This is a genomic window from Zobellia sp. B3R18, from assembly GCF_018860715.1.
Taxonomy (GTDB): Bacteria; Bacteroidota; Bacteroidia; order Flavobacteriales; family Flavobacteriaceae; genus Zobellia; species Zobellia russellii.
Genome location: NZ_JAHKQG010000011.1, coordinates 924,810 through 949,197, shown reverse-complemented (window position 1 = coordinate 949,197; position 24,388 = coordinate 924,810). Strand labels below are relative to the sequence as shown.

General features: G+C 40.0%; 18 protein-coding genes. 4 read left to right on the top strand and 14 right to left on the bottom strand.

What is annotated here, in order from left to right; translation table 11 throughout:
- Window positions 1-143: 143 nt before the first annotated feature.
- The 4 genes from KO513_RS10505 to hemB are packed head-to-tail and all read right to left on the bottom strand — an operon-like array spanning window position 144 to window position 4,159.
- Window positions 144-620, bottom strand: a complete 477-nt coding sequence (locus tag KO513_RS10505) for a methylated-DNA--[protein]-cysteine S-methyltransferase (RefSeq protein ID WP_215913342.1) — start codon at window positions 618-620, stop codon at window positions 144-146.
- 39 nt (window positions 621-659) lie between these two features.
- Window positions 660-1,766: a CNNM domain-containing protein gene (locus tag KO513_RS10500; protein ID WP_215436464.1), complete on the bottom strand. Its 1,107-nt coding sequence runs from the start codon at window positions 1,764-1,766 to the stop codon at window positions 660-662.
- 51 nt (window positions 1,767-1,817) lie between these two features.
- A complete protein-coding gene (locus KO513_RS10495) occupies window positions 1,818-3,149 on the bottom strand; it encodes a serine hydrolase domain-containing protein (protein WP_215913341.1) in 1,332 nt (443 codons plus the stop codon).
- 20 nt (window positions 3,150-3,169) lie between these two features.
- Window positions 3,170-4,159 carry a porphobilinogen synthase gene (gene hemB / locus KO513_RS10490; RefSeq protein WP_215913340.1) on the bottom strand — a complete coding sequence of 330 codons (990 nt, stop codon included), beginning with the start codon at window positions 4,157-4,159 and terminating at the stop codon, window positions 3,170-3,172.
- 70 nt (window positions 4,160-4,229) lie between these two features.
- On the opposite strand from hemB, the gene KO513_RS10485 reads away from it, so the two are divergent.
- Window positions 4,230-6,872 (top strand): DEAD/DEAH box helicase family protein, encoded by a 2,643-nt coding sequence (locus KO513_RS10485; RefSeq protein ID WP_252735753.1) that lies wholly within the window; start codon window positions 4,230-4,232, stop codon window positions 6,870-6,872.
- Here the strand turns inward: KO513_RS10485 and KO513_RS10480 are convergent.
- The 7 genes from KO513_RS10480 to hemA form a co-directional block, all read right to left on the bottom strand.
- Window positions 6,859-7,518: a hypothetical protein gene (locus tag KO513_RS10480; protein ID WP_215913339.1), complete on the bottom strand. Its 660-nt coding sequence runs from the start codon at window positions 7,516-7,518 to the stop codon at window positions 6,859-6,861. The genes KO513_RS10485 and KO513_RS10480 overlap by 14 nt on opposite strands.
- Entirely contained in the window at window positions 7,515-7,676 is a 162-nt protein-coding gene (locus tag KO513_RS10475) for a hypothetical protein (RefSeq protein WP_215436456.1), read from the bottom strand. The genes KO513_RS10480 and KO513_RS10475 overlap by 4 nt, the downstream gene beginning before the upstream one ends.
- 18 nt (window positions 7,677-7,694) lie before the next feature.
- Window positions 7,695-8,597, bottom strand: a complete 903-nt coding sequence (hemF, locus tag KO513_RS10470; protein ID WP_215913338.1) for an oxygen-dependent coproporphyrinogen oxidase — start codon at window positions 8,595-8,597, stop codon at window positions 7,695-7,697.
- 118 nt (window positions 8,598-8,715) lie between these two features.
- Window positions 8,716-9,267 (bottom strand): GNAT family N-acetyltransferase, encoded by a 552-nt coding sequence (locus KO513_RS10465; protein WP_215913337.1) that lies wholly within the window; start codon window positions 9,265-9,267, stop codon window positions 8,716-8,718.
- A 16-nt stretch (window positions 9,268-9,283) separates the two neighbouring features.
- Window positions 9,284-10,318 (bottom strand): uroporphyrinogen decarboxylase, encoded by a 1,035-nt coding sequence (hemE, locus tag KO513_RS10460; RefSeq protein WP_215913336.1) that lies wholly within the window; start codon window positions 10,316-10,318, stop codon window positions 9,284-9,286.
- Window positions 10,319-10,377: 59 nt separating this feature from the next.
- Entirely contained in the window at window positions 10,378-11,961 is a 1,584-nt protein-coding gene (gene hemC / locus KO513_RS10455; protein WP_215913335.1) for a hydroxymethylbilane synthase, read from the bottom strand.
- Window positions 11,958-13,214, bottom strand: coding sequence for a glutamyl-tRNA reductase (hemA, locus tag KO513_RS10450; protein ID WP_215436442.1), 1,257 nt, complete (start codon window positions 13,212-13,214; stop codon window positions 11,958-11,960). The genes hemC and hemA overlap by 4 nt, the downstream gene beginning before the upstream one ends.
- Window positions 13,215-13,420: 206 nt before the next feature.
- Between hemA and KO513_RS10445 the strand changes: the two genes are divergently transcribed.
- Both KO513_RS10445 and KO513_RS10440 read left to right on the top strand, forming a co-directional pair.
- Window positions 13,421-14,311, top strand: a complete 891-nt coding sequence (locus KO513_RS10445; RefSeq protein WP_215436440.1) for a helix-turn-helix transcriptional regulator — start codon at window positions 13,421-13,423, stop codon at window positions 14,309-14,311.
- A gap of 169 nt (window positions 14,312-14,480) precedes the next feature.
- Window positions 14,481-17,291 (top strand): ThuA domain-containing protein, encoded by a 2,811-nt coding sequence (locus KO513_RS10440; protein WP_215913334.1) that lies wholly within the window; start codon window positions 14,481-14,483, stop codon window positions 17,289-17,291.
- A 189-nt stretch (window positions 17,292-17,480) separates the two neighbouring features.
- On the opposite strand, the gene KO513_RS10435 is transcribed toward KO513_RS10440, so the two are convergent.
- The 3 genes from KO513_RS10435 to KO513_RS10425 all read right to left on the bottom strand — a co-directional run bounded on the left by KO513_RS10435 (window position 17,481) and on the right by KO513_RS10425 (window position 23,083).
- Window positions 17,481-18,326 (bottom strand): N-acetylmuramoyl-L-alanine amidase-like domain-containing protein, encoded by an 846-nt coding sequence (locus tag KO513_RS10435; protein WP_215913333.1) that lies wholly within the window; start codon window positions 18,324-18,326, stop codon window positions 17,481-17,483.
- A gap of 28 nt (window positions 18,327-18,354) precedes the next feature.
- Window positions 18,355-21,879, bottom strand: coding sequence for a TraB/GumN family protein (locus KO513_RS10430; protein WP_215913332.1), 3,525 nt, complete (start codon window positions 21,877-21,879; stop codon window positions 18,355-18,357).
- A 127-nt stretch (window positions 21,880-22,006) separates the two neighbouring features.
- A complete protein-coding gene (locus tag KO513_RS10425) occupies window positions 22,007-23,083 on the bottom strand; it encodes a mechanosensitive ion channel family protein (RefSeq protein WP_215913331.1) in 1,077 nt (358 codons plus the stop codon).
- 263 nt (window positions 23,084-23,346) lie between these two features.
- On the opposite strand from KO513_RS10425, the gene hemH reads away from it, so the two are divergent.
- Entirely contained in the window at window positions 23,347-24,378 is a 1,032-nt protein-coding gene (hemH, locus tag KO513_RS10420; RefSeq protein WP_215913330.1) for a ferrochelatase, read from the top strand.
- Window positions 24,379-24,388: the final 10 nt, after the last annotated feature.

The window sequence follows — 24,388 nt, the reverse complement described above, 5'->3', positions numbered from 1 at the left end:
AGAATTATTTATCGATGAAATACACGATTAGTAACTATAATAGGGGATTTTGAATTTTTAAACCGACTAATCAGTTTGTCGGAGATGCTTAAATCATTGGTGAAACGGTGGCAAATTGTGTAGTTGATGCTAGAGGATTTGTGCTAATCGAAAAGGCTTTGTTGTTTAAAGGGAGATTCATGTTCCAACAACCACTTCTTACGGTGCAGACCTCCTGCGTAGCCTGTTAAGGAACCATCGCTACCAATAACCCGGTGACATGGAACCACAATCCAAAGCGGATTTTTGCCATTCGCAGCCGCAACGGCTCTAATAGCTTTTACGTCTCCCAAAGTTTTGGAAAGGTCCAAGTAAGAAACTGTTTTTCCGAAAGGTATTTCTAGTAGAGCCTCCCAAACCCGTTTTTGAAAATCCGTGCCTTCTGGGTTTAATTTAATATCAAAATCACTTCGTGTACCCGCAAAATATTGTTCTAGTTGTTCTGCAGCTTCTACTAGGTGCACAGGAACATCAACGGATAGGCTTTTATCCTCATCCAAAACGGTAATTGCCGCTAAGCCGTTGCCATCGCCTTCAAGTTTTGCCGTACCAAGCGGAGTGCCGATATAAGCGGTTTCCATACTAGAGTATTTTGGGGTGCGTTGCTTTTTGATTAAAACTTACTTGTCAAGTATTCCTGAGCGTTTTGCACGCGTATTCCAATTTTTTCGAGCTAGTTCCTGCAAGTCGGCCACATTGTCGCTCTCGTCCATTATTTCAAGCCCTAGAAGGGTTTCAATCACATCTTCCATAGTCACTAATCCGCTTACTGAACCGTATTCGTCCACAACTAGGGCAATATGTTCCCGTTTGGCGATAAAGGTATCAAAGAGGCGAGGTATAGGGGTATTCCTTTCGGTTATTAAAATTTCCCGTTTTATTTCGGATAATGGTGTGTTTCCGTTTTCGTTAACCATTTCCTCTAAAATAGTATCCTTTAGTACAAAACCATCTATATGATCCATTTTTTCGCCATATACAGGAATTCGTGAAAAGCGCATTTTGGGATTATCTTCAAAAAACTCTGCAATTGTTTTATTTTCCGAAGCAATTTTCATCACTGCACGTGGGGTCATTACATCCTTGACCAGAACTTGGTCAAAACGTAGCAGATTCTTTATGATAGTAGATTCGGATTTTTCAAAAACACCTTCTTCGCGGGCCATATCGGTCATGGCGGTAAAATCTTCTCTACTTAAAACGCTTCCATGGTGTCCTTTGCCGCCCACAAGTTTAGTGAAAAGCTGTAGGAGCCATAAAAGTCCGGTATATTTTAAGGCAACCACCATAATGTTGAGCGCTTTTGCGGTAAAATTGGCCAACTGCCTCCAGTAGGTGGCGCCAATGGTTTTGGGAATAATTTCCGATGCCACTAAGATAAGAATGGTCATTATAGTAGATACCGCCCCAACCATTAAATCCTCGGTAAAGGTTACCCCAAATATGCTTCGCGTAGATGAACCGTACATCTCTGCATAGGCAACTTTGGCTTGAACACCCACCAAAATAGCACCCACGGTATGGGCAATGGTGTTTAGCGTTAAAATGGCAATAAGGGGTTTGTCTACGTCCTGCTTTAGTTCCTCTAAGGTAACTGCATAGGTTTTGCCTTCCTTCTTCTTAACATTTACAAAGGTTGGGCTAATGCTCAAGAGCACCGCTTCAAGTATGGAGCAGAGAAACGAAATAAAAATTGAAATTAAAGCGTAAAAAATTAATAAGCCCATGAATGAGTTTTAGTGTAACGAATATACCAATTAAAGTACAATCTTATGATCTTATTTGCTTGGTAATGTGGCTTTATAAAATACCTGTTGCACTGCAGGTCTAATATTTAGGTTATAAAGATTTCTGTTATCTCTAGTAGGGTTTACCCGATTGGAAAGAAAAATATATACCAGTTGATTTTCTGGGTCTGCCCAAACGAATGTTCCTGTAAAACCGCTGTGACCAAAACTACTGGCACCTACTTCTGGAGCCGGATAAGCTTTGGACAGGGGCAGTTCCGAGTTGTTCAATGAAGGCTTGTCAAAACCAAGGCCTCTACGATTGTTATTTTCGGGAAATTGAACTCTTGTAAATTCCTTTACGGTGGCTTCGGATATGTAGCGCTTGCCGTCATAAACGCCATATTGCATGTACATTTGCATCAATTTGGCCAAATCTGTTGCCGTAGCAAAAAGCCCGGCATTACCGGATATTCCGCCTAAAAGTGCGGCATTTTCATCATGGACCCAACCTTGGGTCAGCGTATGCCTAAAAAGGGTATCTACCTCTGTAGGAACGATAAAATTGGTAAAGTCTTTGGTTTTAGGTTTGAACCCCATAGTGGGGACATTCAGCGGTAAATAAAAATTCTTCCCCAAATAATAGTCATAGGACTCTCCGGTAAGTTGCTCTATTAGCTGTGGGAATATGAGAAATGCAAGTCCCGAATATTTGTATTTCTTTTCAGCAGATACTTTTGAACGGTCAATAAGACGATACATTTTCTTGTTGAACTTGTTTTTAACGAACAAGCCATCATATGCCTGATTTTGAAATCTGCGGTTGGGGGAACTATGAACAAAACGCCGTTTAAGCTTTTTATTCTTTTTAAAAACCTCATTTAGAAAAACAATGTAAGGTTGTAGTCCGGCTTGATGGGCCAGAATTTCCCGAAGCGTAATATCTCTTTTATCCTTTTCTTTTTTCCAACGCTTCCAATAGGTGCTAAACGGAGCGTCCAAATCAAGTTTTCCTTCATCCACCAATTTCATGAGGGCAGGAAGGGCAGCAGTAATTTTAGTTACCGAGGCCAAATCATACATATCATCTAAAGCCACGGGTTGTATGCTGTCATAAGTGTGATATCCGTAAGCTTTATGAAAGATGATTTTTCCGTTTTTGGCAACTAGTACTTGCGCACCGGGAAAAGCGTTGTTTTTTATACCGTTAGTTATTATTTTTTGTACGTTCGTGTTGATGTAGCTGGAATCCAGCCCTACATCGTAGGGAGTGCCATAAGTTAAGGCATCCTTTATTCCTAAATTTAAAGGCGCTCCAATGTCTTCCTGCGCTTGTGCCAGCTGGAGAAATATAAAAAGGAATACAAACGATACAATTCTCAAATCTGCTCTTTTAATAAAAACTAGTCCAATAGCCTAACCGCGTCCTTGGCAAAATAACTAGCGATAATGTTGGCGCCGGCACGTTTTATGGCCGTCAGCTGTTCCATAACCACGGCATCATGGTCCAACCAACCTTTTTCGGCGGCAGCTTTGACCATGGCATACTCCCCTGAAACCTGGTAGACCGCAACGGGAACATCAACTTCATTGCGAATTTCACGTACAATATCCAGATAACAAAGACCTGGCTTTACCATAACAATATCAGCACCTTCATCAATATCCATCTCGGTTTCCTTTAAGGCTTCAAACCGGTTGGCATAATCCATTTGATAGGTATTTTTATCTTTTGGTACATTTTTGACATCGACTGGTGCAGAATCCAAAGCATCTCTAAAAGGACCATAAAAGGCACTGGCATATTTGGCACTATAGCTCATGATTCCCGTATTTACCAGGCCTTCGTCTTCTAACGCTTCACGAATGGAAAGAATACGACCGTCCATCATATCACTTGGTGCAACAAAATCAGCCCCGGCCAAAGCATGGGAAACGCTCATTTCGGCAAGAAACTCCGCAGTTTCGTCATTCAGAATCTGACCGTTTTCTACAATACCGTCATGGCCAAAGGAAGAATAAGGGTCCATGGCTACATCGGTCATTACCAACATTCCCGGGCAGGCATCTTTAACGGTCTTGATGGCCTTTTGCATCAGTCCGTTTTCATTCAAGGCTTCGGTGCCTTTGTTGTCCTTTAAATTATCGGGCACTTTTACAAATAGAAGAACGGCGTGCAGGCCCATACTCCAAAGCTCCTTAACTTCGGCAGAAAGTAGGTCAAGACTCAATCTATAATAATCCGGCATAGAGTCGATCTCTTCTTTTATGCCCTTACCTTCGATTACAAAAAGAGGTACCAAAAAATCCTTTGGCGATAAAATGGTTTCACGTACTAAATGTCTAATGGAGTCGTTTGTTCTTAACCTGCGGTTTCTTCTAAGTGGATACATGCTTTTACCTATTTTTGAATAGCCAAAGTTACTTATTATCCTCCTAAAAAACCCGAAAACAAACCAACTCTTGACCGAACTGATCCATAGTCTGAAATTTAAATTTGAATGGCGAAGCTATCAGCAAAATTTTCTGGACCATTTTGAGGAGCATATTAAAGACCATCATTTACACGTGGTAGCACCTCCGGGGTCAGGAAAGACCATTTTGGGGCTGGAAGTACTGCGAAGAGTCAACAAGCGGACCTTGGTTTTGGCACCTACTTTAACCATTAGGAACCAGTGGAAAGACCGATTGGTATCGTTCTTTTTGAAGGATTCGGAGTTCGCGGACTTTTCTATGAACATCAAGGAACCCAAACTTCTCACCTTTTCTACCTACCAGTCGTTACATGCACTAAACAAGCGCTTGGCCGACGAAGAAAATTATTCTCTTCTGAAATTCATTAGGGAAAACGGTATAGAAACCTTAGTACTAGATGAGGCACACCATTTAAAAAACGAATGGTATAAATGTTTGATGGCCCTAAAGGAAATTGAGGGTTTAACGGTAATAGCATTGACCGCAACCCCTCCGTACGATAGTTCTAGTGCGGAACTAAATAAATACTTTGATCTCTGCGGGCCAATAGATGATGAAATTGCCGTGCCAGACCTTGTCAAGAACGGGGACCTTTGTCCGCATCAGGATTTTGTTTATTTCTCCAAACCATCCGAAGCACAAATACGATACATTGTAGAATACCGAGAGAATATTATTCAGTTTCTTAGTGATTTGAAAGCCGATATTGGTTTTCAAAATCTGCTTTTAGAACATCCGTTTTATAAAAATACAGAAGACACGCTTGAGGAAATTTACGGGAAACCATCGTTTCTATCCGCAATGTTAATATTCTTGAATTCTGCCGGAGTTCAGATAGATAAAGATAAACTACTGTTTCTTGGTTTTGAAGACAAAGCGGTAGACTTTCCGGAGTTAACATATGAGTGGATTGAAATCCTTCTTCAGGAATTGTTGGTGGCTCAAAGAGAAGCTTTAGGAGCTTACGAGGAACCATTGAAAGCTATTGAAAAACAGCTAGGAAGAATTGGAGTGTACGAGAAGAAGAGGGTAAATTTTGTTGGCGACGAGCAACTCTACCGCTCATTGGCCAGCAGCCCTAGTAAATTGAATAGTATACATGCTATTCTTGAGAAGGAGTATGAAAATTTGGGAGAGCGATTAAAAGCTGTGGTGTTAACCGATTTTATAAGAAAGGAATTTCTTGATTACACAGGTGAAGCCACGGGAGTTCTTAATAAACTTGGAGTAGTCTCTATTTTTCAATTCTTACGGATCAAATCCAAACACAAGGAGCACTTGGCTATACTAACAGGGTCTTTGGTGGTGCTGCACAAAACTGTTGTTGAAGATTTTGAAAAGGTCCTGGGAGAAGGGGCTTTTGGCAAGCAACCCATGGCTGCGGATGCAGATTTTGTAACGATATCCGCTTTTGGGAACGCTAAAAACAACATAGTTGCCGCGGTAACGGAGCTTTTTCAAAAAGGAAAAATAAAAATACTAATTGGTACTAAATCTCTTCTCGGCGAAGGTTGGGATGCCCCGGCTATCAACAGTTTGGTTTTGGCTTCGTACGTTGGCTCTTTTGTTTCTTCTAATCAGATGCGGGGCAGGGCAATCAGAACAGATGTTAACGAGCCTACCAAAACCGGAAATATATGGCACTTGGCCTGTTTAGATCCAACGGTAAGTGATGGCGGAAAGGATTTGGAAAAACTAAAACGCAGGTTCACCGCTTTTTCCGGTGTATCCATTCAGGGAGAGCCCTATATTGAAAACGGATTGGACAGGTTACAACTTCCGGACCATTTTGATGAACATTGCACTTTGGAGGATTTGAACGGATCCATGGTACAAAATGCTTCCGATAGGCAGAATCTTGGAGGGCGATGGCAGCAAGCTATTCAAACGGGCAGTGTGCTGGTGCGTGAAATTAAGGTTCCCTATACACATAAAACTCCCTTTAGAAAAGTAAAGAGGATGCGTTCTGTAGATGCCGCACAGTATTTAATTATTGAAGTGGTAGCGGGTTTGGGCCTGTTTCTTCCCGAGTTTCTTATGAAGAACATAGGAACATTATTAAATAAAGGTATTTTTCAGTTTGTATATTTTTTGCTAGCAGGCGTACTTATTGGTTTTGCCCCAAAAACTTACAAAGCACTAAAGCTATATTTCTTGTTTGGAAATTCTTTTAAAAAGACCAAAAAAATAGGCGCCGCTTTGTTGGACTACCTCTGTAAAACCAACCAGATTCATTCGGGTCCTTCTGGTATTTCTGTAGTGGCTGAACAGAATGCTAATGGTGCATTTGTTTGCTATCTGAAGGGCGCTAGTAATTATGAAAGTACGCTTTTTGTAAACCTAATGTATGAGATATTGGCCCCTGTTGAAAATCCAAGATATTTAATGGTCAATAGCAATTGGTTAAAGCGAAAATGGGGTATTCGTAATTATTATGTGGTACCTCAGGATTTGGGTAGACGAAAAGCGGATGCCCAAAAGTTCCATAGCTTTTGGAAGAAACATGTAGACGGCTCCAAACTATTGTATACTAGAACGCAAACGGGTAGAAAAGAATTGCTTAAAGCTCGCCTTGCCCATGTAGTATATCAATTTAAAGAAGTTTCGGAAAAGGCGATTACTTGGAAATAATACGTTCGGTATTTTCTCTGCACCGTATCATTTGTTTTAGTTGTTGCCGGTATCCGTAGGCAGACCATAAAGTGGAGTCCTCTTTAATTTTTATCGGGTTTTCATCGGCATCTATAAATCGCTTTGTAGCTCCAACAAGCGGATGATCTAATCCTTTTATGTTTAGAATGGAGTTGTTTCCCGGAATTACAAGTTCGCCCTCATAATCATAACAGAAAACAAGAACTTTGTCGCCAACCGTAACATCGGTATGATTAAAGCAATCGGTTGTAAAATATTTTTGATTTGCATAACTGTTAGTACCCATCTCCTTTATCTTGTATACTTCGTCTAAGGCTATGGTTCCTTTTTGAGAAATGTAGAGTGGTGCGGCATCATGGTTGGCCTTTTTTAAATCTACTACCGTACCCGAAAATACAAGGGCATATTCTTTACCGCAATACCCAATAAAAGGGCCGGATTCTTCCCACCAGTATGTATACCCTACATTTAAGGTATCAGGAGTAAAGCTTATTTCTATATCGCTTTTTGCTTTTTGCTGGGGATTACAAGAAGTAAATAAGGCAATAAGTAACGCTACCAATACTACCTTTAGTAAAAGATTGCCTAGACTAATTAAATAGGAAGTGAGATTAAAGGTCTTCACGAAGATGGAGTGTTTTTATTTTGGCCCTGCTTAATAATCTCCTTCAAACGCTGTTTGCGCGTTTCCTTTTCTAATTTAAGCTTGGCTTTTTTTCGATTTAAAAGCTTGGTGTGCTTGGCTTTGTTTACAGTATTTTTTGCTTTTCCTTTTTTAGACATAGTTTGGCCATTAGAGGTCTAGACCCAATTCTTTGGTTCTTTTAATATTTCTACCAATCGGTATTCTTCTGTCCCGTTTTCAGGTTGATGGTCATAACGCCACTGTACATGTGGTGGTAAGCTCATTAAAATACTTTCAATCCTTCCGTTGGTTTTCAACCCGAACAATGTGCCTTTATCATGAACAAGATTAAACTCAACATAACGACCTCTTCTTACCTCTTGCCAATCGCGTTGCTCTTTGGAATATGCCTGTTCCTTTCGTTTTAAAACAATCGGTACATAACTTTCTAAAAAGCTGTTTCCTACTTCAGTTACAAAATCGTACCAGTTATCCATACGTATCTCATCGGTAGCTTTGCAATAGTCAAAGAAGAGCCCGCCTATACCCCTAGCCTCATTTCTGTGGGCATTCCAAAAATAATCATCGCACTTCTTTTTATAGGTGGAATAGAATTCTGGATTATGGGCATCACAGGCTGTTTTACAGACCGTGTGAAAATGAATGGCATCTTCATCAAATAAGTAGTAGGGAGTTAAATCTTGACCACCACCGAACCACTGGTCAACTATACTCCCTTCTTTGTCATACATCTCAAAATAGCGCCAGTTTGCGTGTACGGTCGGGACCATAGGGTTTGTGGGATGCAGCACCAAGCTTAATCCGCAGGCATAAAAATCTGCATCTTCAACCCCAAAATAGGCCTGCATACTGCTGGGCAAAGCGCCATGTACACCGGATATGTTTACACCTCCCTTTTCAAAAACGGCACCGTTTTCTATAACTCGGGTACGTCCTCCACCGCCTTCCGGTCTTTTCCATATATCTTCTTGAAACTTGGCCTTCCCGTCTATTTCCTCTAATTTGGAGGTAATCGTATCTTGAAGGTTTTGGATGTAACTAAAGAATTTGTCTTTCATGAAGAGAAATGGTTTTGTGCGAATTGACTGTAAATTTACGATTTACGGAGGAAGCTATAAAGTAATACGGACTACAAAAAGTTTTTTAGAAGGATTATTGTGAATTTTGAAACGGTTCTTAAGCTCCCAGCTCGTACAGCTCCATGTCTAATGGGTCTTCATTGGGTGGCGTATGTTCCTTTAGAAGTGTTTTTTGCCAAATATAACCGCATTTTTCTGCTACTCTAATACTTCCTAAGTTGGTTTTATGTACAATTATTTGAAGGTTTTGAAGACCTAGAGCCTGTATGGCGTATTGGGATAAAATTTTTGTTGCTCTGGAAGTAATTCCTTTGCCTTCGTAGTCGTAACCGATACAATAGGCCAGTTCCGCTTGTTTTTTGTCCCAATCTAATTCTTTGATGTACACCAAACCCGTTACTTTACGGCTTTCAGTATCCTTGAGAACAAATAAGAATTCTTCCTTTTTTTGGTACTCACGGACTTTCTGCTCTACAAAAATTTGAGAAAGGGTAGGTGTTAGGTTCTGGGCCAAGGTTTTTGGAAAATAGCGCTGTAAGCGTTTGCTGTTTACGGTTACGAAATCGCAAATGCGCCATGCGTACTTTTCATGTATAGGTTCTATGGAAAGCTGTTCGAAAATGGCAATGGGGCTGTTCTCATTTTCCATAGAGCTCAAACTTTATTTAGCTTACAGGTTTCCACTCTTTTACCGCATCTATAAACGCTTTTGCGTTTTCTACGGGAACGTTAGGTAAAATGCCATGACCCAAGTTTACCACATAACTGTCTTTCCCGAACTCGTTGATCATTTGTGTAACCATCTTTTTTATTTCCGATGGTGGCGATAACAATCTAGCTGGGTCAAAATTACCTTGAAGCGTAATCTTTCCTCCGGTCAGGTAACGCGCATTTCTTGCAGAACATGTCCAATCTACACCCAATGCCGAAGCACCGGATTTGGCCATATCGCCCAAGGCGAACCAACACCCTTTACCAAAGACAATAACAGGGGTCTCATCCTTTAAAGCATCAATAATCTGCTGAATGTACTGCCACGAAAATTCGTTATAATCCGTAGGTGAAAGCATGCCTCCCCAAGAGTCAAAAACTTGAACCGCATTAACACCGGCTTTAACCTTTGCTTTTAAATAGGCAATGGTAGTATCCGTTATTTTCTGTAGCAGCTCATGGGCCACAACAGGTTGTGTAAAGCACAATTCTTTGGCCTTATCAAAGGTTTTACTGCCTTGACCTTGTACGCAATAACATAAAATGGTCCATGGTGAACCGGCAAAACCGATAAGTGGTACCTCGTCGTTCAGTTTTTCTTTGGTAGCTTTTATAGCTTCCATGACGTATCCTAAAGTATCGTTTACATCGGGAACAACAACGCGGTCCAAATCTTTTTGCGAACGGATTGGGTTGGGTAGGTACGGGCCAAAATTGGGTTTCATCTGTACCTCAATATTCATGGCCTGTGGAATTACCAATATATCACTAAAAAGAATAGCGGCATCCATTCCATATCTGCGGATGGGCTGTACCGTAATCTCAGAGGCTAGTTCCGGGGTCTGACAACGCGTAAAGAAATCATACTTTTTTCTGATTTCCATAAACTCTGGAAGGTATCTTCCTGCTTGACGCATCATCCACACGGGTGGACGGTCTACTGTTTCGCCCTTTAGGGCCTTAAGAAATAGGTCGTTCTTTAGTGACATAGATATAAGTTAACCCCATGAAACGGAACGTCCGTTCGTGGTTCTATTCGTAAAAATAATTAATGCTTCCCGTAGGTTTGGTTCACCAGTTCAATAACACTTTCTACAGTGGGTATTTTGGCCACGTGAACCGTTCCAAAGTGTTTCTTTGCTTCGGTAGCCGTAGTTTCTCCAATACAATACGCTGTTTTGTTAGGTGCGTTTTTTTGCAAATAACTCGTAACCGTAGACGGACTAAAGAACATTACACCTTCAACAGTTTCCTCAACGTCTGCCGGTGCATGCTTGGTGGTGTATGCCTCTATCTCATTAACTTTAATGTTGTTTTCAGCAAGTATAGTGGGCAGATCATCAAGTCTTAGGTTACTGCAGAAATAAGTAACCTCGGTACCTTCCATATACGCTACTAAGTACTCGGCCAATTTTTTAGCATCTTTTTCCTGATGCGTAACAGGACCAATGTACTTCTTTATCATGCGTTTGGTCTTTCCTCCAACACAATAGATATTTTTAAATTTCAGCTCATCAGGAGATATACTCTTAATAAGTGCCTCTACGGCATTTTGACTGGTAAGCACTACATTTTGAATTTCTTTTTTCAATACAAGTGTAGAAATTCGGTTAGGGCTTATTTTTATGAAATCTTCCGATTTTACTTTAATATCCGCATCAAAAAGTTCTTCTTGAGCAGTCGTAAGGTTTTTGGTGGAAAATATTTTGGTGTTTTCCAAAGTACCTTCTTTGTAGGTCATAAGAAGTTTGCCACCACGGCTAAGGATACTATTTGCACAGTCTTTTGCCAGATAGGTGTGTTTGCCTAGCGGAGCGGTAAATTCTGCTTCTAGTTTTTTCTTCCCGTCTACGGTTAAAAGTACACCTTTAAGTGTTACTTCGTTCTCTTTGTTTATGGTAGCAATCGCACCTATGGGCGCCGAACAGCCTCCTTCTAAAATACGAAGAAACTCACGTTCTAGTTGCGTACATATTTCCGTGGGCCTATGATTTAGTTCTGCACAGGCTTCACGAACAAATTCATCTTCTTCTTTGGCCACCACCATAATAGCTCCTTGCGCAGGGGCAGGTACCATCCATGTAAGTCCAATTGTATTTTCCGGTTCCAGACCAATACGCTCCAGACCTGCAGCGGCGAATATGGCGCCGTTCCAATCGTTGTCCTCAAGTTTTTGGTAACGACTGTTAACGTTTCCGCGAAGGTCTACCACTGTATGGGTAGGATATCTATTAAGCCATTGGGCTTTTCTTCTTAGACTTCCGGTAGCAATGATAGCATCCCTTTCCCCAAGAAATTCTTCGTTCTTTTTAAAGGCAAGGATATCCAGAAAGTTGGCACGTTCCAAAACCGCTGCCTGAACAATACCTTGTGGCAGGGCGGTAGGCACATCTTTCATGCTGTGAACGGCAATATCAATATCATCGTTCAGCATAGCAACGTCTAGGGTCTTGGTAAAAATACCGGTAATGCCCATTTCGTACAACGGCTTGTCAAGAACAAGGTCGCCTGTAGATTTTACGGAAATTACTTTTACTTTATGGCCTAAAGCTTTGAGTTTGTTTTTGACGGTATTTGCTTGCCATAGCGCTAATTCGCTATCGCGTGTACCAATTCGTATGACCTTGCTCATGGAGTGTCGAGTTCGAGTTGAAAGACTTTTTGAATAAGTTCTAGACTAGTGTCTGAATCGACATTATCGTCCTTAAGATGATTTGCGAACTGCTTCGTTATTTTTTGAATGATTCTGTTTGATATTACATCTGCCTGTTGCTCGTTAAAGTCCGATAGTTTTTTGGATTGATAGTCCATTTCTTCGTCCTTCATGGTTTTAAGCTTCTGCTTCAGGGCTTTTATGACAGGGGCAAATTTTCGGGTTTCAAGCCATTGGATGAAATCTCCTTTTACCTCATCTATGATAACTTCCGCTTCTGGAATGAACTGTTTTCTTCTTTCGAGCGTATCGTCCGTAATTTGGGAAAGCTGATCTAAATGTACCAAAGTAACGTTATCATGTTCTTCTACCGTTTCCGAAACATTTTTGGGAATGGAAAGGTCTAAGATCAAAAGAGGTTTCTTGGTGTGGATAAGATCTTTTGAAATTGTTGGGGATTGTGCTCCCGTAGCAACAATCAATACATCGGTAGACCTAATTTCAGTTTGAAGGTCCCCATAGTCCTTAACTACCAATTGAAATTTACCGGCAATTTTTTCCGCTTTGTCCTTGGTACGGTTAATAAGGGTAATATGTGTATTTTTGGTATGCTTGATAAGGTTTTCACAAGTATTCCTACCAATCTTTCCAGTACCAAAAAGTAAAATATTCTTTTCTGAAATGTTTTCAACATTTTCCATAATGTACCGTACCGATGCAAAAGACACCGATGTAGCACCCGAGGAAATTTCCGTTTCGTTCTTGATACGTTTACTGGCCTGAATGACCGAATTGCAAAGTCGCTCTATAAACGGGTTGGCAATACCGTGCTTTTTGGAACGGTTAAAACTTGCCCTTAATTGGCTTATAATTTCAAAATCACCTAAAATCTGACTATCCAATCCTGTGCCTACTCTAAAAAGATGGCTAATGGCGTCATTGTTTTTGTACACGTAGGCTACCTCTTGAAATTCTTCAACAGAGCCGGCGGTATTATCACAAAGTAATTTTATAAGTTGAAAAGGGTGCTGTGCAAAACCGTTCAGTTCGGTTCGGTTACAGGTAGAGGTCACTAGAAGCCCGTCAATACCCAATTCACCAGCTTTGGATAGAATACGTTCCATAGCGGCATCGTCCAAACTAAATTTGCCACGAACCTCGGCATCAGCTTTTAGATAGCTTAAACCAATGGTGTAGAACGAGTTGTTTTTTGAAATGTGGTAATCTTTCATGAAAGCTCTTTCAAAGCGGAAACAAAAATAAGAGGCTTAGCGCTATAAAAATAACGCTAGAGGAACAATAAGTGTCGTTGAGGGTTTTTTTAGTTATATATGAATGTAAATCCGTTGAAAACCAGTATTTTTGTAGGAAATACTGTGCTTAACGGCGCATCTATTTAGAACGTTTCTAAATAAAAACAAACCAATTCATGTTTCATATGGAAGCTAAAAATACCGCTCAAGGTTCATTTCAAGAAGTGCTTATAGAGGATGGGTTTTACGTACTCAAAATTCAAAACGATACCGCAGAAACCCAAAATGTGGTACGTGATATAGATAGTAGTTTTATTCAATTTCATTTTTGTTTAAAGGGAAATGCCAAGTTCATTTTTAATGAAGGAAGGTACAACCTTGAAGTGTCCGAAGAAAACTCTTTGTTGCTCTATAACACGCAGATAGACCTTCCTATGAACCTGCAGCTGGCCCCAAATTCTTGGTTGGTTTCGGTAGTGATGACCATTCGTAAATTCCATTCGCTCTTTTCCAAGGAGGCAGATTATATTCCCTTTTTAAGTGCGGACAACAAGGATAAAAAATACTATGCCCAAGAAGGTGTAAGTCCGGCAATTGCGGTTATTCTTAGTCAGATGATGAATTACAACCTTCATCCCTCTATAAAAGAGTTGTACATAAAAGGAAAAGTGTACGAGCTTATTTCTTTATACTTTAACAAAAGCGATGATGCAGATATAGAACAGTGCCCATTTTTGGTAGATGAGGATAATGTGCGCCGTATACGTAAAGCCAAGGAAATTGTTATCTCCCGTATGGCGGAACCTCCTACGCTAACAGAGCTTTCCGAAGAAATTGGCTTGTCCTTGAAAAAATTAAAGGAAGGTTTTAAGCAGATTTATGGCGATTCCGTGTTCAGCTTTTTATTCGATTATAAAATGGAATATGCCCGTAAAATGTTGGAAACAGGGCAGCATAATGTTAATGAAGTAGGACTTAAGGTGGGCTACAGTACAGCGAGCCATTTTATTTCTGCCTTTAAAAAGAAGTACGGAACCACGCCCAAAAAATACTTAATGGCCTCTGCAAATAATTAATACGGCAGAGCTAAAGTATCACTTTTGCCACTTTATTATAATTGAAGGTGTCTGCGTTTTATTTTGTTAATAACCTTCGGTAAAAGGTTCATTTTTATCGATGAAATTTCTGAATTTTGCTAGTGAGAAACTATAGTTAGGAATTCAACTTAAACATGTCCCCTAGAAAATGAAAGAAAGACCCATTGTAGGCCTACTTTCCGTAATATTCGTATGTTTTTTATTCTTTGGAATTGCCTGTGAAAAGGACAAAAGTGACGACCCCGTTGCTATTGCCCCAGATGTGATACCGCCATTGCCTCCCAAAAAACTGGAAACGGTACAGGTTACGGACTCGTCCATTACTGTGTCTTGGGAATCTGCTAAGGACAACGTTAAGGTGTTGCATTATATGGTCTACCAAGATAGTGTAGAAGTGGCGCGGGATACACTAACTACTTATCATGCTGAAAACCTAAAACCAAATACGGAATATGTTTTTGCCGTAAAAGCTACAGATGCTGCCGGGAACAACTCTGAATTCAGTGAAAATATAAAGGTACTTACAGATGCTCTTGTAGCAGAAGATACTCTAGTTGAGAATGATAGCACAGCAGTTTTCAGTTCAATTTTAAGAGCACCACTATTGTCCGTTGGCAAGGTGTTGAAGAATTCTGTAGAGTTAAAATGGGAATTGGAAATCAATCCTTCTGCAGTTAAGGAATATCGCATATTTCAAGATACGGTCCAGATTGGTAATGTAAGCAATAAGTCTTACAGCGTAACAGGCCTGGAGGCAGGAGTAGGGTACAATTTTAGTGTGACGGCCATTGATTTACTGGGCAAGACCTCAAAACATAGTAATAGGGTTGAAGTAGAAACTCCACTCGAAAATATACCTGAAAAAGATACTATTGCACCTACGGTCCCAACTGATTTAAAAGCTTTGGATATTCTTGAAAATAGTATGAGACTGGTATGGAATAGCGCCAAGGATAGTGTTGGCGTTGCAATCTATACAGTTTATAACGATAGTACTCTTTTGGCAGAGGTTACGGATACTTTGTACGTGGTTGAGGGGTTGGAGGCCAACACCAGATATAGCTTTCAAGTGAGCGCTTCCGATGAATCAAAAAACGAATCGCTGCGCAGTGAACCTATTTTGGTTAGTACTATTAAAGAGGTTAAAGAGGACAGTGTTGTTCTTGGTGCGCCAAAAAATTTACAAGTAGTTGATTTAGGCGCTACCATGGCCAGTTTTTCTTGGTCACCTGAAAATGATAGTACAACAAATGCGGAGTATTCTGTTTATTTGAATGAAACTTTAGTGGCAAAAACCGAAAAGCCAGAATATGTGGTTGAAGGATTAACCTCTGGAACGGAATACACTTTGTCAGTGGGGGCGATAGATGAATCTGGAAATCAATCGGAAAAAAGTAGCACATTAAGTTTTACGACCTTAAACGAAAGGGTGGTATTCACAGACTCCATTGCACCTACGATTCCACAAAGTCTAAAAATTGAAGACCTTACCAAATCGTCTTTAAGATTAACATGGAATGCTTCTACGGATAGCATAGGTGTAGCCAATTATAGGGTTTTTCAAAATGAAGATTTTCTGGCTACCACAACGGAAACGAGCTTTTTGGTTGAGAAACTTTCACCAGAGACCCAATATACTTTTTCTGTTTCAGCTTTAGATGAAGCCCAAAACGAATCGGAGCAAAGTGAGCTGGTTTCTATTACTACGGAAAAAGAGGTAGAAGAGCAAAAAACCAGTGATACTACGGCTCCTACCGTTCCGGAAGGTTTGGTCGCTAGTAAAATGACACAGTCTACGGTAGATTTGTCATGGAAAGCGTCACAGGATAGTGTTGGTGTGTCTGGGTATAGCGTGTTCCAGAATGGAAAATTTTTGGCTTTGGCCACAAAAACGGTATATCGTGTAGAAAGCTTGTCACCCAATACCCAATATACATTTTCTGTAGCGGCTTATGATGCAGCTGAAAATCAATCTCAGCAAAGTGCCGCTTTGCAGTTAACTACCGAACCGGAAGTATATGTAGATGATGTTCCACCTTCTGCACCAACTGGTTTAAGGACGGAAGAAATTACGGATACCCAAATAGATTTACGTTGGAATCCGGCAACGGATAATCTTGGCGTGACCCAATATATCATTTACCAGAATGGAGAAAGGGTTAAGACCGCTACTGGCACAGGCTCTACTATGACCGGGTTAACCTCTAATACATCATACAGTTTTAATGTTTCGGCAGTAGATGCAGCTCAAAATGAATCGGAACAAAGCGAGACACTTTCTGCTTCTACTATTGAAGAAGTGCAAACAGTAGATAAAATCTTGGTTTTTACAAAAACGGCCGCTTTCCGGCATGAATCTATTGAAAAGGGAGTGGCTACGTTAAGGGCTTTGGGCCAAGCCAACAATTTTGAAGTGGAGCAGACGGAGAACGCAAGCAATTTCACTTTTACTAATTTGAGCCGATATAAAACGGTGGTTTTCTTAAACACAACGGGAGACGTTTTGGATGCTGGTCAGCAAAGGGCTTTTGAGAGTTACATTCAATCTGGGGGTAGTTATATGGGTGTGCATGCCGCAACGGACACGGAATATGATTGGCCTTGGTATGGAAAATTAGTAGGTGCTTATTTTAATGGTCACCCGAGCATACAAGAAGCTACACTCAATGTAGTAGATCTTAACCATAGTGCAACTTCTCACTTATCCAGTAATTGGGTGCGAACGGAAGAGTGGTATAATTTTAAAGAAATCTATAGCGGCATAAATCCGTTAATACTTTTAGATGAGTCTACGTACAACGGAGGTACGAACGGAGCCAATCATCCATTTTCTTGGTATCATAGTTATGATGGTGGAAGAGCTTTCTATACTGCGGGAGGACATTCCAATGCATCGTATGATGAAGCGGATTTTAGGGCTCATTTATTAGGCGGATTGCTCTATTGTTTGGGGCGATAACTTGATGAAAGGCGTTTATAGGAAAACCAACTCATTGGTCGGTTGTATGGGTTTAAGCCAGCAGCTCCCATGTTCAGGAGGTAGATTTACGATGCGAAACTTTCGGTGAAAGGGTAAAAGTGCTTATTTCGTTAGGTACATTTTTTTAAAACAAACTAAGGAGTCGGTTCTGAAGGAAGTATTTTGAACTTAATTAACGGGTCTAGCAACCATAATTCCCGTATTTTTCTTGATGCCTTTAAGATATTCTGCAAGTGGCTTTTTTGATACTTCAACTTTCATAGAACCTGTTGAAGCATGTAGCAAATGAATACGCCCATCCTTCTCTCTTGTGGCAATTCCGGTATGTGTAATGTCCAGTCCGTTTATAGATGTTGTTAAAGCAATGATATCTCCGGTTTGTATGAGGTGTTCATTGGCTGCGATTTCATCCTGTGCCAAAATACAAATAGGTTGGTTGTTGAGGTAATTTTCTGAAGCCTTTACTTTTTCAAAATTTTCATCATCGCTTAGAAATGGATAAAGGTCACGATGTGTACTCATAAAGTTAATAGGCTTGGTTATTTCTTTTCCTCCAATTTCAGAAGTAATGTCTTTGATTAATCCTTTCTTTTCGTTGTTGGCAATCCATTCTGAAAAGTAATGTAGACGAGAAGCGTAACCGTCTAATTGGCCATCTTTATAACGAATGTTTTCTAGAGTCTTTGTGAACTCATCAAAACTAGATGTTCCGTTTTTTAACGTTAGGGCAAAAGCCAATACGTTTTCAACATAAGTAGTACAGTCTAAACCTTGAAGATTAACAACCAGAGTTTCCGTTTTTCCAATTTCCAAGGTTTTGGCCACGTAAGGTGTACCCATAAACGTTTTTCCAATGGTTACAATGGTTTTTCCAAAGTCTTTCTCCAAAAGCCCGTCAATGGCAATAAGCTTGTTCTCTACGGCTTGTTTGTCTATAGGTGAGCAAGTAATTTGCTGAGAAAAGGATAGGGTAGTTATTAGAAAAAGCAACAAAAAAGCGGCAAATTTGGACATAGTGGGAGTTTAATGTAAAAATACAAATTTATAGCCCATGATGGCCAAACATGCCATACCCATGAGGTCTGTAAATATCTGCGCGCCTTCTGTCCTTAAGTTCAAAGGCTTCGGAGAGGTATTCTATTACATCTTTGTCCCTATCCGTATCTTCAATACGCATGGCATCACTTTCGTAGAAAGGCTTGGTTTGGAGTCCGTTTTCGTTTTCAAACATCAGTAGGTACATAGAGAAATTCTTGTCGTAATCCTCATTGTCGCGCTTTTTGAAAAAATACCCGGTATATTGTTTTTCTTGGAACGAGAAGGATTTTTGGGCGACAAAAGCAACAGAGTCTTTAATGCGGTTATAGGTTGAACCCTCAAAGAGAAGTGCTTCTGCCAAATGTTGTTGTGATTTATAAGTAGATGGAAAATGGCCTAACATATTTACCTCTTTTAGTTTGTTGAATAGGGGCAACCTTCCGTTAAGGTCAGCGGCTAAATCCGTTAACTGTTTTTGCGATACTTGTACTCCGTTTTGTAATAATTGTGCAAAGTAAGTAGCCTGAACACCAGGGTCTTCAACCTGCGAAATTTGGGTAAAAAAGTGCGATACCTGTTTGTCCGAACGAAAGGGGTAGAGCAATGTAACGTAGTTTTCTAACAACGTTGTGTTGGTCTTGCTGGTTCTTGGGTTGTAAAAGTCATTATGTGAGTTGGCCAAATCTTTGCCAAGTTGTCTTTTAATGAGGGTCTTGGCATCATTTAAAATTTGGGTTCTGTACTTTTTGTACAGTTTGGATTTTATGGTGTTGCTCGTTAGTAATTTAGATAGTAACGAAAATATAGGTTCTTTATATTCTGGTATGGAACTATAATTTAATAGTTCTGGGTATAGCTTTTTGGCCAATTGCAAATTTTCCCGATACGGTTTAAAAATAAGGCTAATGTTGAACGTGTTTGATAACAGGGGTAAATCAGTTTCCATTAATTCCAATAACAACTTGGTGGAACTTTCGTTGGATTTTTTTGCAATTTCTTGGAGCAAAACTGCTTGTGCCGTAGAATTGTTATAGGATTTGGTGTAAAAACTTCTATAGAATTCGGTGAGGTCTACGTCTTTTAAATCTGCTAATTTCCGAATTAGATGCAGTTGGATCTGTCTTTCTCCATTGACTAGGTCAAATTCCGAAATGTGCTTTTTTAGTGCGTTGGCGTGCTTGGTTTCAAACTTTATAAATCGGTATCCGTCAAGCGCAATACTGTCGTTGGCGCTCAATGCCTTAAAAAACTCAAGTGCTTTGTCCTCAAAGAGGTCACGACCTATTGTAGTATCATTGGGCACAAAATTATTGAAGAATTCATTTATGAATACGCTGGGCTTTTCAATTGTGTCCACTACGGCCTTTAGTTCGTACAGAAGTCCATCTTTCAAAATATTTTTTACTAGAATACCTCTTGTACTGGCCGTATCGGCAAGTATCATCTGTAGTTCATGGTATCCCTTGGGAGAGGCTTTTTTTTCCTCTTTTATTATATTGTATTTTTTATGTGCGTATAGTTTTTTACGTAGGCCCCAAGCCGAATCTAAATTTCTGAACATTAAAAAATCATGTGATTTGTTCAGTTCTACGGATACCGCTTCGCCATTTTCATTCCTATAGATGGTTTTCTTGTGAAAGGCGTCGTAGGATTTTGTTTTGGGAGCGCCATGATAATAGTTGGTGCTGCTTTCTACGAATTTGGGAGGTTTAACAGTACTCTTTGTGGTAAAGAACAGGGCGGTGTCTACCACGGTTTCGTAGGGTTTCTGAGCTTCACTATTTTTTAGTTTGAAGGAATCAAAGAATTTTGCAGCCTCTTTTTCATTTTTCCCTACCATACCCAAAAGGTAATATTCCCCTTTTCGCAAAGTGGTCATTAGGTATAGTCGCTTTTGGGTCTTGGCATTCATTGGTGCCGATGAGGTAAGTCTTCTTCCCTCAAAAGAACCGTATTCAGGTTTTAGTTTTAAATCCTGATAAAAACGTTTTTGTATCTGCTTGAGTTCAAAAGTATCGACCTCAATAAAATTAAAATCATTTAAAACCGATTTACGGAGAAAGTAATAATTATCGGTAATAGAGTCATAACCTTCTATCCAACGATTGCCATTTCTACTGCGGTTGGTAAAGCTGTATAGGGATGGCATTTGGACCTCAAAATCCTTGTATACTGAGGAAACCGTTGTTGGTCTACGCAGAGAATCGTTCCTGAACTTTAGGCTATTAAAAATAGAATCTGAAAATGAGGTAACGTAATCTCCTTCTCCACCCATTTTTATGATAACCAATTCTAAAGGGGTTTCAAAAATTTGGTACCGTTGGTGGTCACCGTTCTTAAGCTTATTTCTAATGTCCAACCCTGAAAATTGGCCATTGGTAATGGGCTTTTTATCTACTATTTTTCCCGGGATGTTCTCAAAAAGCAATTTGTCTATTTCTTCTAAGGTAAATACGTTGTCTTTCTTAAGATGCGAATAAGTAGGTATGCGATTAATGACCACAAAACTGCCGTTGGCAAGGTCCGGGGAAACATATGTGGTTTTCCCTATATCAGAAACTGGATATAATTTGTTGGGAAGGTCAATAGTGAAAAAATTGTCTTCCGGGCCATAGCTATGATATTCGTTTTCGCGTTTCTTTTGCTCGAACTTCAATTTTAGTTTTCTTCCCTTTGATGTGGCTTTGGAAAGTAATGGTCTTACGGTATATCCCTTTTTTCTTAAGAGCGAAATAACACCTTGCTCCCCTGGTAAATGCGCTGCGCCAATACCCGAAAAGACCTTTCCCTTTCGCATGATGGAATCCATCCGATCTACCATATTGGCATTGCGTATGTACAGCATATTTTTCATGTAATAGGGCGTGTACATAGCTCGGTCAATAGAGTCCAATAAGGCTATGTTCCTTTCTCTATAGGCATCTTGAAGCAAGAACATTGGGTCTGACTGCTGCATTTTTTTTTGCAGCCACTCGTCCGGTTTTTGTTTAATGGCGTTTAGACTGGCCCTCCCCACAAGAGCAGCGGACTCCTCCATATCTTCTAAGGCAATGATGGGTTTGTTGAATTTTTTTCCTGCCTGATATATGAACATATCAAGATAGGTTTCCTCCTCAAAATTTTGGGAGTATTCATTGGTGCGGTACAGAATGTTGTTTACAATGCGATCCTCATAGGCTAGATATGCCCCCAGAACTTCTTTACGCGGATTATCTACCTTAAAAGACCTAGCGTAAAAACCTTTAGTAACAAAACCGGCTTCTTCACCATAGGGACTAGAGCCCATGAGATTTTCTTTTTCCAGCCAAAGTCCGGGATCGGATTCTAGGGCAACCATGTCACTTTGATCTAACGCATCAAAAAAAACATCGTCTAACCTAAAAGCAATTTTTTTGCTCACGTGCATAGTGCCATACAGGTAAGATGATTTCTCTAAGCCGTTTCCCGAAATTTCCCAGAGAAGACTATTTTTTTCTTGGGCCGTTACCGAAAGAGAAATAAGCAAAAGAAAAACTGATACAAGTCGCATAAATGCTTTTTTGGTATAGGGGTTCATGTGCCCGGAAACGAGCGCTTTTCACAAAATTAGAAAAGAGCTTGCTGCAGTATATCCCTATAAACCGTTAAAATAAACAATTGGTTTTATGGTATAACGGCTATTCCCTAGTTGTATTTTCTGGAGCTTCTATATTTTCTAAACGTAGTCGGGTGCGGGGTAGACTTTCAGGATAATTCTCCTGTAAAAATGTAATTAATTTTTCACGTACATGCACACGTAAGTCCCATGCGGTAGACGAATCTACGGCGCTCATCAGTGCCCGGATTTCTATGTGGTTGGCTTTTGAATCCGTTACTTGAATATTATTTACTTCTCCGTCCCACAGGTCCGTGTTTTTTAGAATACGGGTGAGTTCTTTTCGTAAGGCCTCAAACGGTACGGAATAATCCGTATACAAAAAGACGGTGCCTAAAATATCAGCAGAGGATTTTGTCCAGTTTTGAAATGGTTTTTCAATAAAGTAGGTGGTGGGCAATATCAACCGTCTTTTATCCCAAATCTTCACCACCACGTAGGTAAGCATAATTTCTTCAATGCGCCCCCACTCACCTTCAACTACCACAACATCGTCTAATTTTATAGGTTGCGCCAAGGCAATTTGTATTCCCGCCAAAATGGTTCCTATCATTTTCTGGGCAGAAAACCCAATGATAATTCCCGCGACTCCTGCAGAGGCAAAAATACTGACCCCTATTTCCCTTATGCCGTCAAAACTCATAAGGGCAATACCCACGGCCAGGATGATTATGATAAAAATTACAATGCGTTCCAGAATATTGAATTGCGTAGCTACCTTACGGGCCCTAAGATTATCGGAAGTGTTCATGTCATAGGTGTGCATGACATGCTGTTTAACAATTTTAATTGCTTTTATAGTCAACCAGGTAAATGCAAAAATGAAAAGCAGGGTACTCGTTTTTCTAAAGTAGAATTCTAGATGTGATAGTCCTAGTATCTGCCTTAAGGAGGCCATTCGTAACAAAATGGAAACCAGTATAAGAAAAATAGGTGTGCTAACCGTTTTTACGGTAGAAGACGGAATAAGATACTTAGGATTTTTGCCTAATTTTCTAAGGACTTGTAGCACCATAAAATAGGCAATCAGCAAAACTATAAATGTTCCTAAGAGCCATAAAAGAGATTGATAGTTGGTGTTGAAAAAGTTATTCAGCATAGCAAATCATTAAAGAGGGTAATTATACTCTGTTTTTTCCCATCAACATATCTTAATCGGTCATATAATTGATGTAATCTATAGTAGCATCAAAAAGTATTTTAATAACATTCGCTCTAGATACGTTTCAAGGTGTATTTTTGTCAAAATTATTGGTTTGACCTGTTCAAAACGGGCACTTGAAGATAGTTATATTACCTTAAAGAGTCACTGTGATTTAAGATGAATAAACATTTTTAAACCAAGAAAAATATTGCTACGCTATGAAAGGAGTTTTATTGGTCAATTTGGGTTCTCCGGACAGTCCAACACCAAAGGATGTGAAACCGTACCTAGATGAGTTTTTAATGGATGAACGAGTGATAGACGTGCCCAACTGGCTACGGAACATCATAGTTCGCGGTATTATTCTTCAGACCCGACCTAAAAAATCTGCTGAAGCATATTCTAAAATTTGGTGGGAAGAAGGTTCTCCACTGATTGTAATTTCGGAAAGGTTTACGAAAAAGTTAAAAGAGCAGTCGGACATGCCCATAGCATTGGGTATGCGGTATGGTAGTATGACCATAAAGAACGCTTTGCAAGAATTGAACGGTAAAGGTGTGGATGAGGTACTTTTGGTGCCCATGTACCCCCATTATGCTATGTCTTCTTATGAAACCGTTGTGGTAAAAGTAATGGAAGAGCAAGAGCGGTTGTTTCCTAAAATGAAAATTACCACCCTTCCTCCTTTTTATAAAAATCCAGAGTATATACGTGTTCTTTCGGAGCGAATTTCGGAAAGTTTGGAAGGCTTTGATTATGACCATATTTTGTTTTCGTACCATGGCATTCCCGAAAGGCACATACGGAAATCCGACCCGACCAATTTTCACTGTAAAATAGATGGTACATGTTGTCAGACCAATTCTGTGGCCCATCATACTTGCTATCGCCACCAGTGTTTTGACACTACAGAATCTGTAAAGGCGTATTTAAACCTGCCGGCGGAGAAGGTCAGTAACTCGTTTCAATCACGGCTACCTAACGATCCTTGGTTAAAGCCTTACACCGATTTTGAATTTGAACGTTTTCCTAAAGAGGGAATAAAAAATCTTGCTGTTATTACACCGGCCTTTGTTGCCGATTGTTTGGAGACCTTAGAAGAGATAGCCATGGAAGGGCAACACCAATTTCAGGAAGCAGGTGGTAAGGGGTATAAGCACATACCCTGTTTAAATGAAAGTGATTCTTGGGTAAGTGTAGTAGCAAAATGGGTAAAGGATTGGCAAGAAACGGGTGCATTACCGGCATAGATTTCTACCA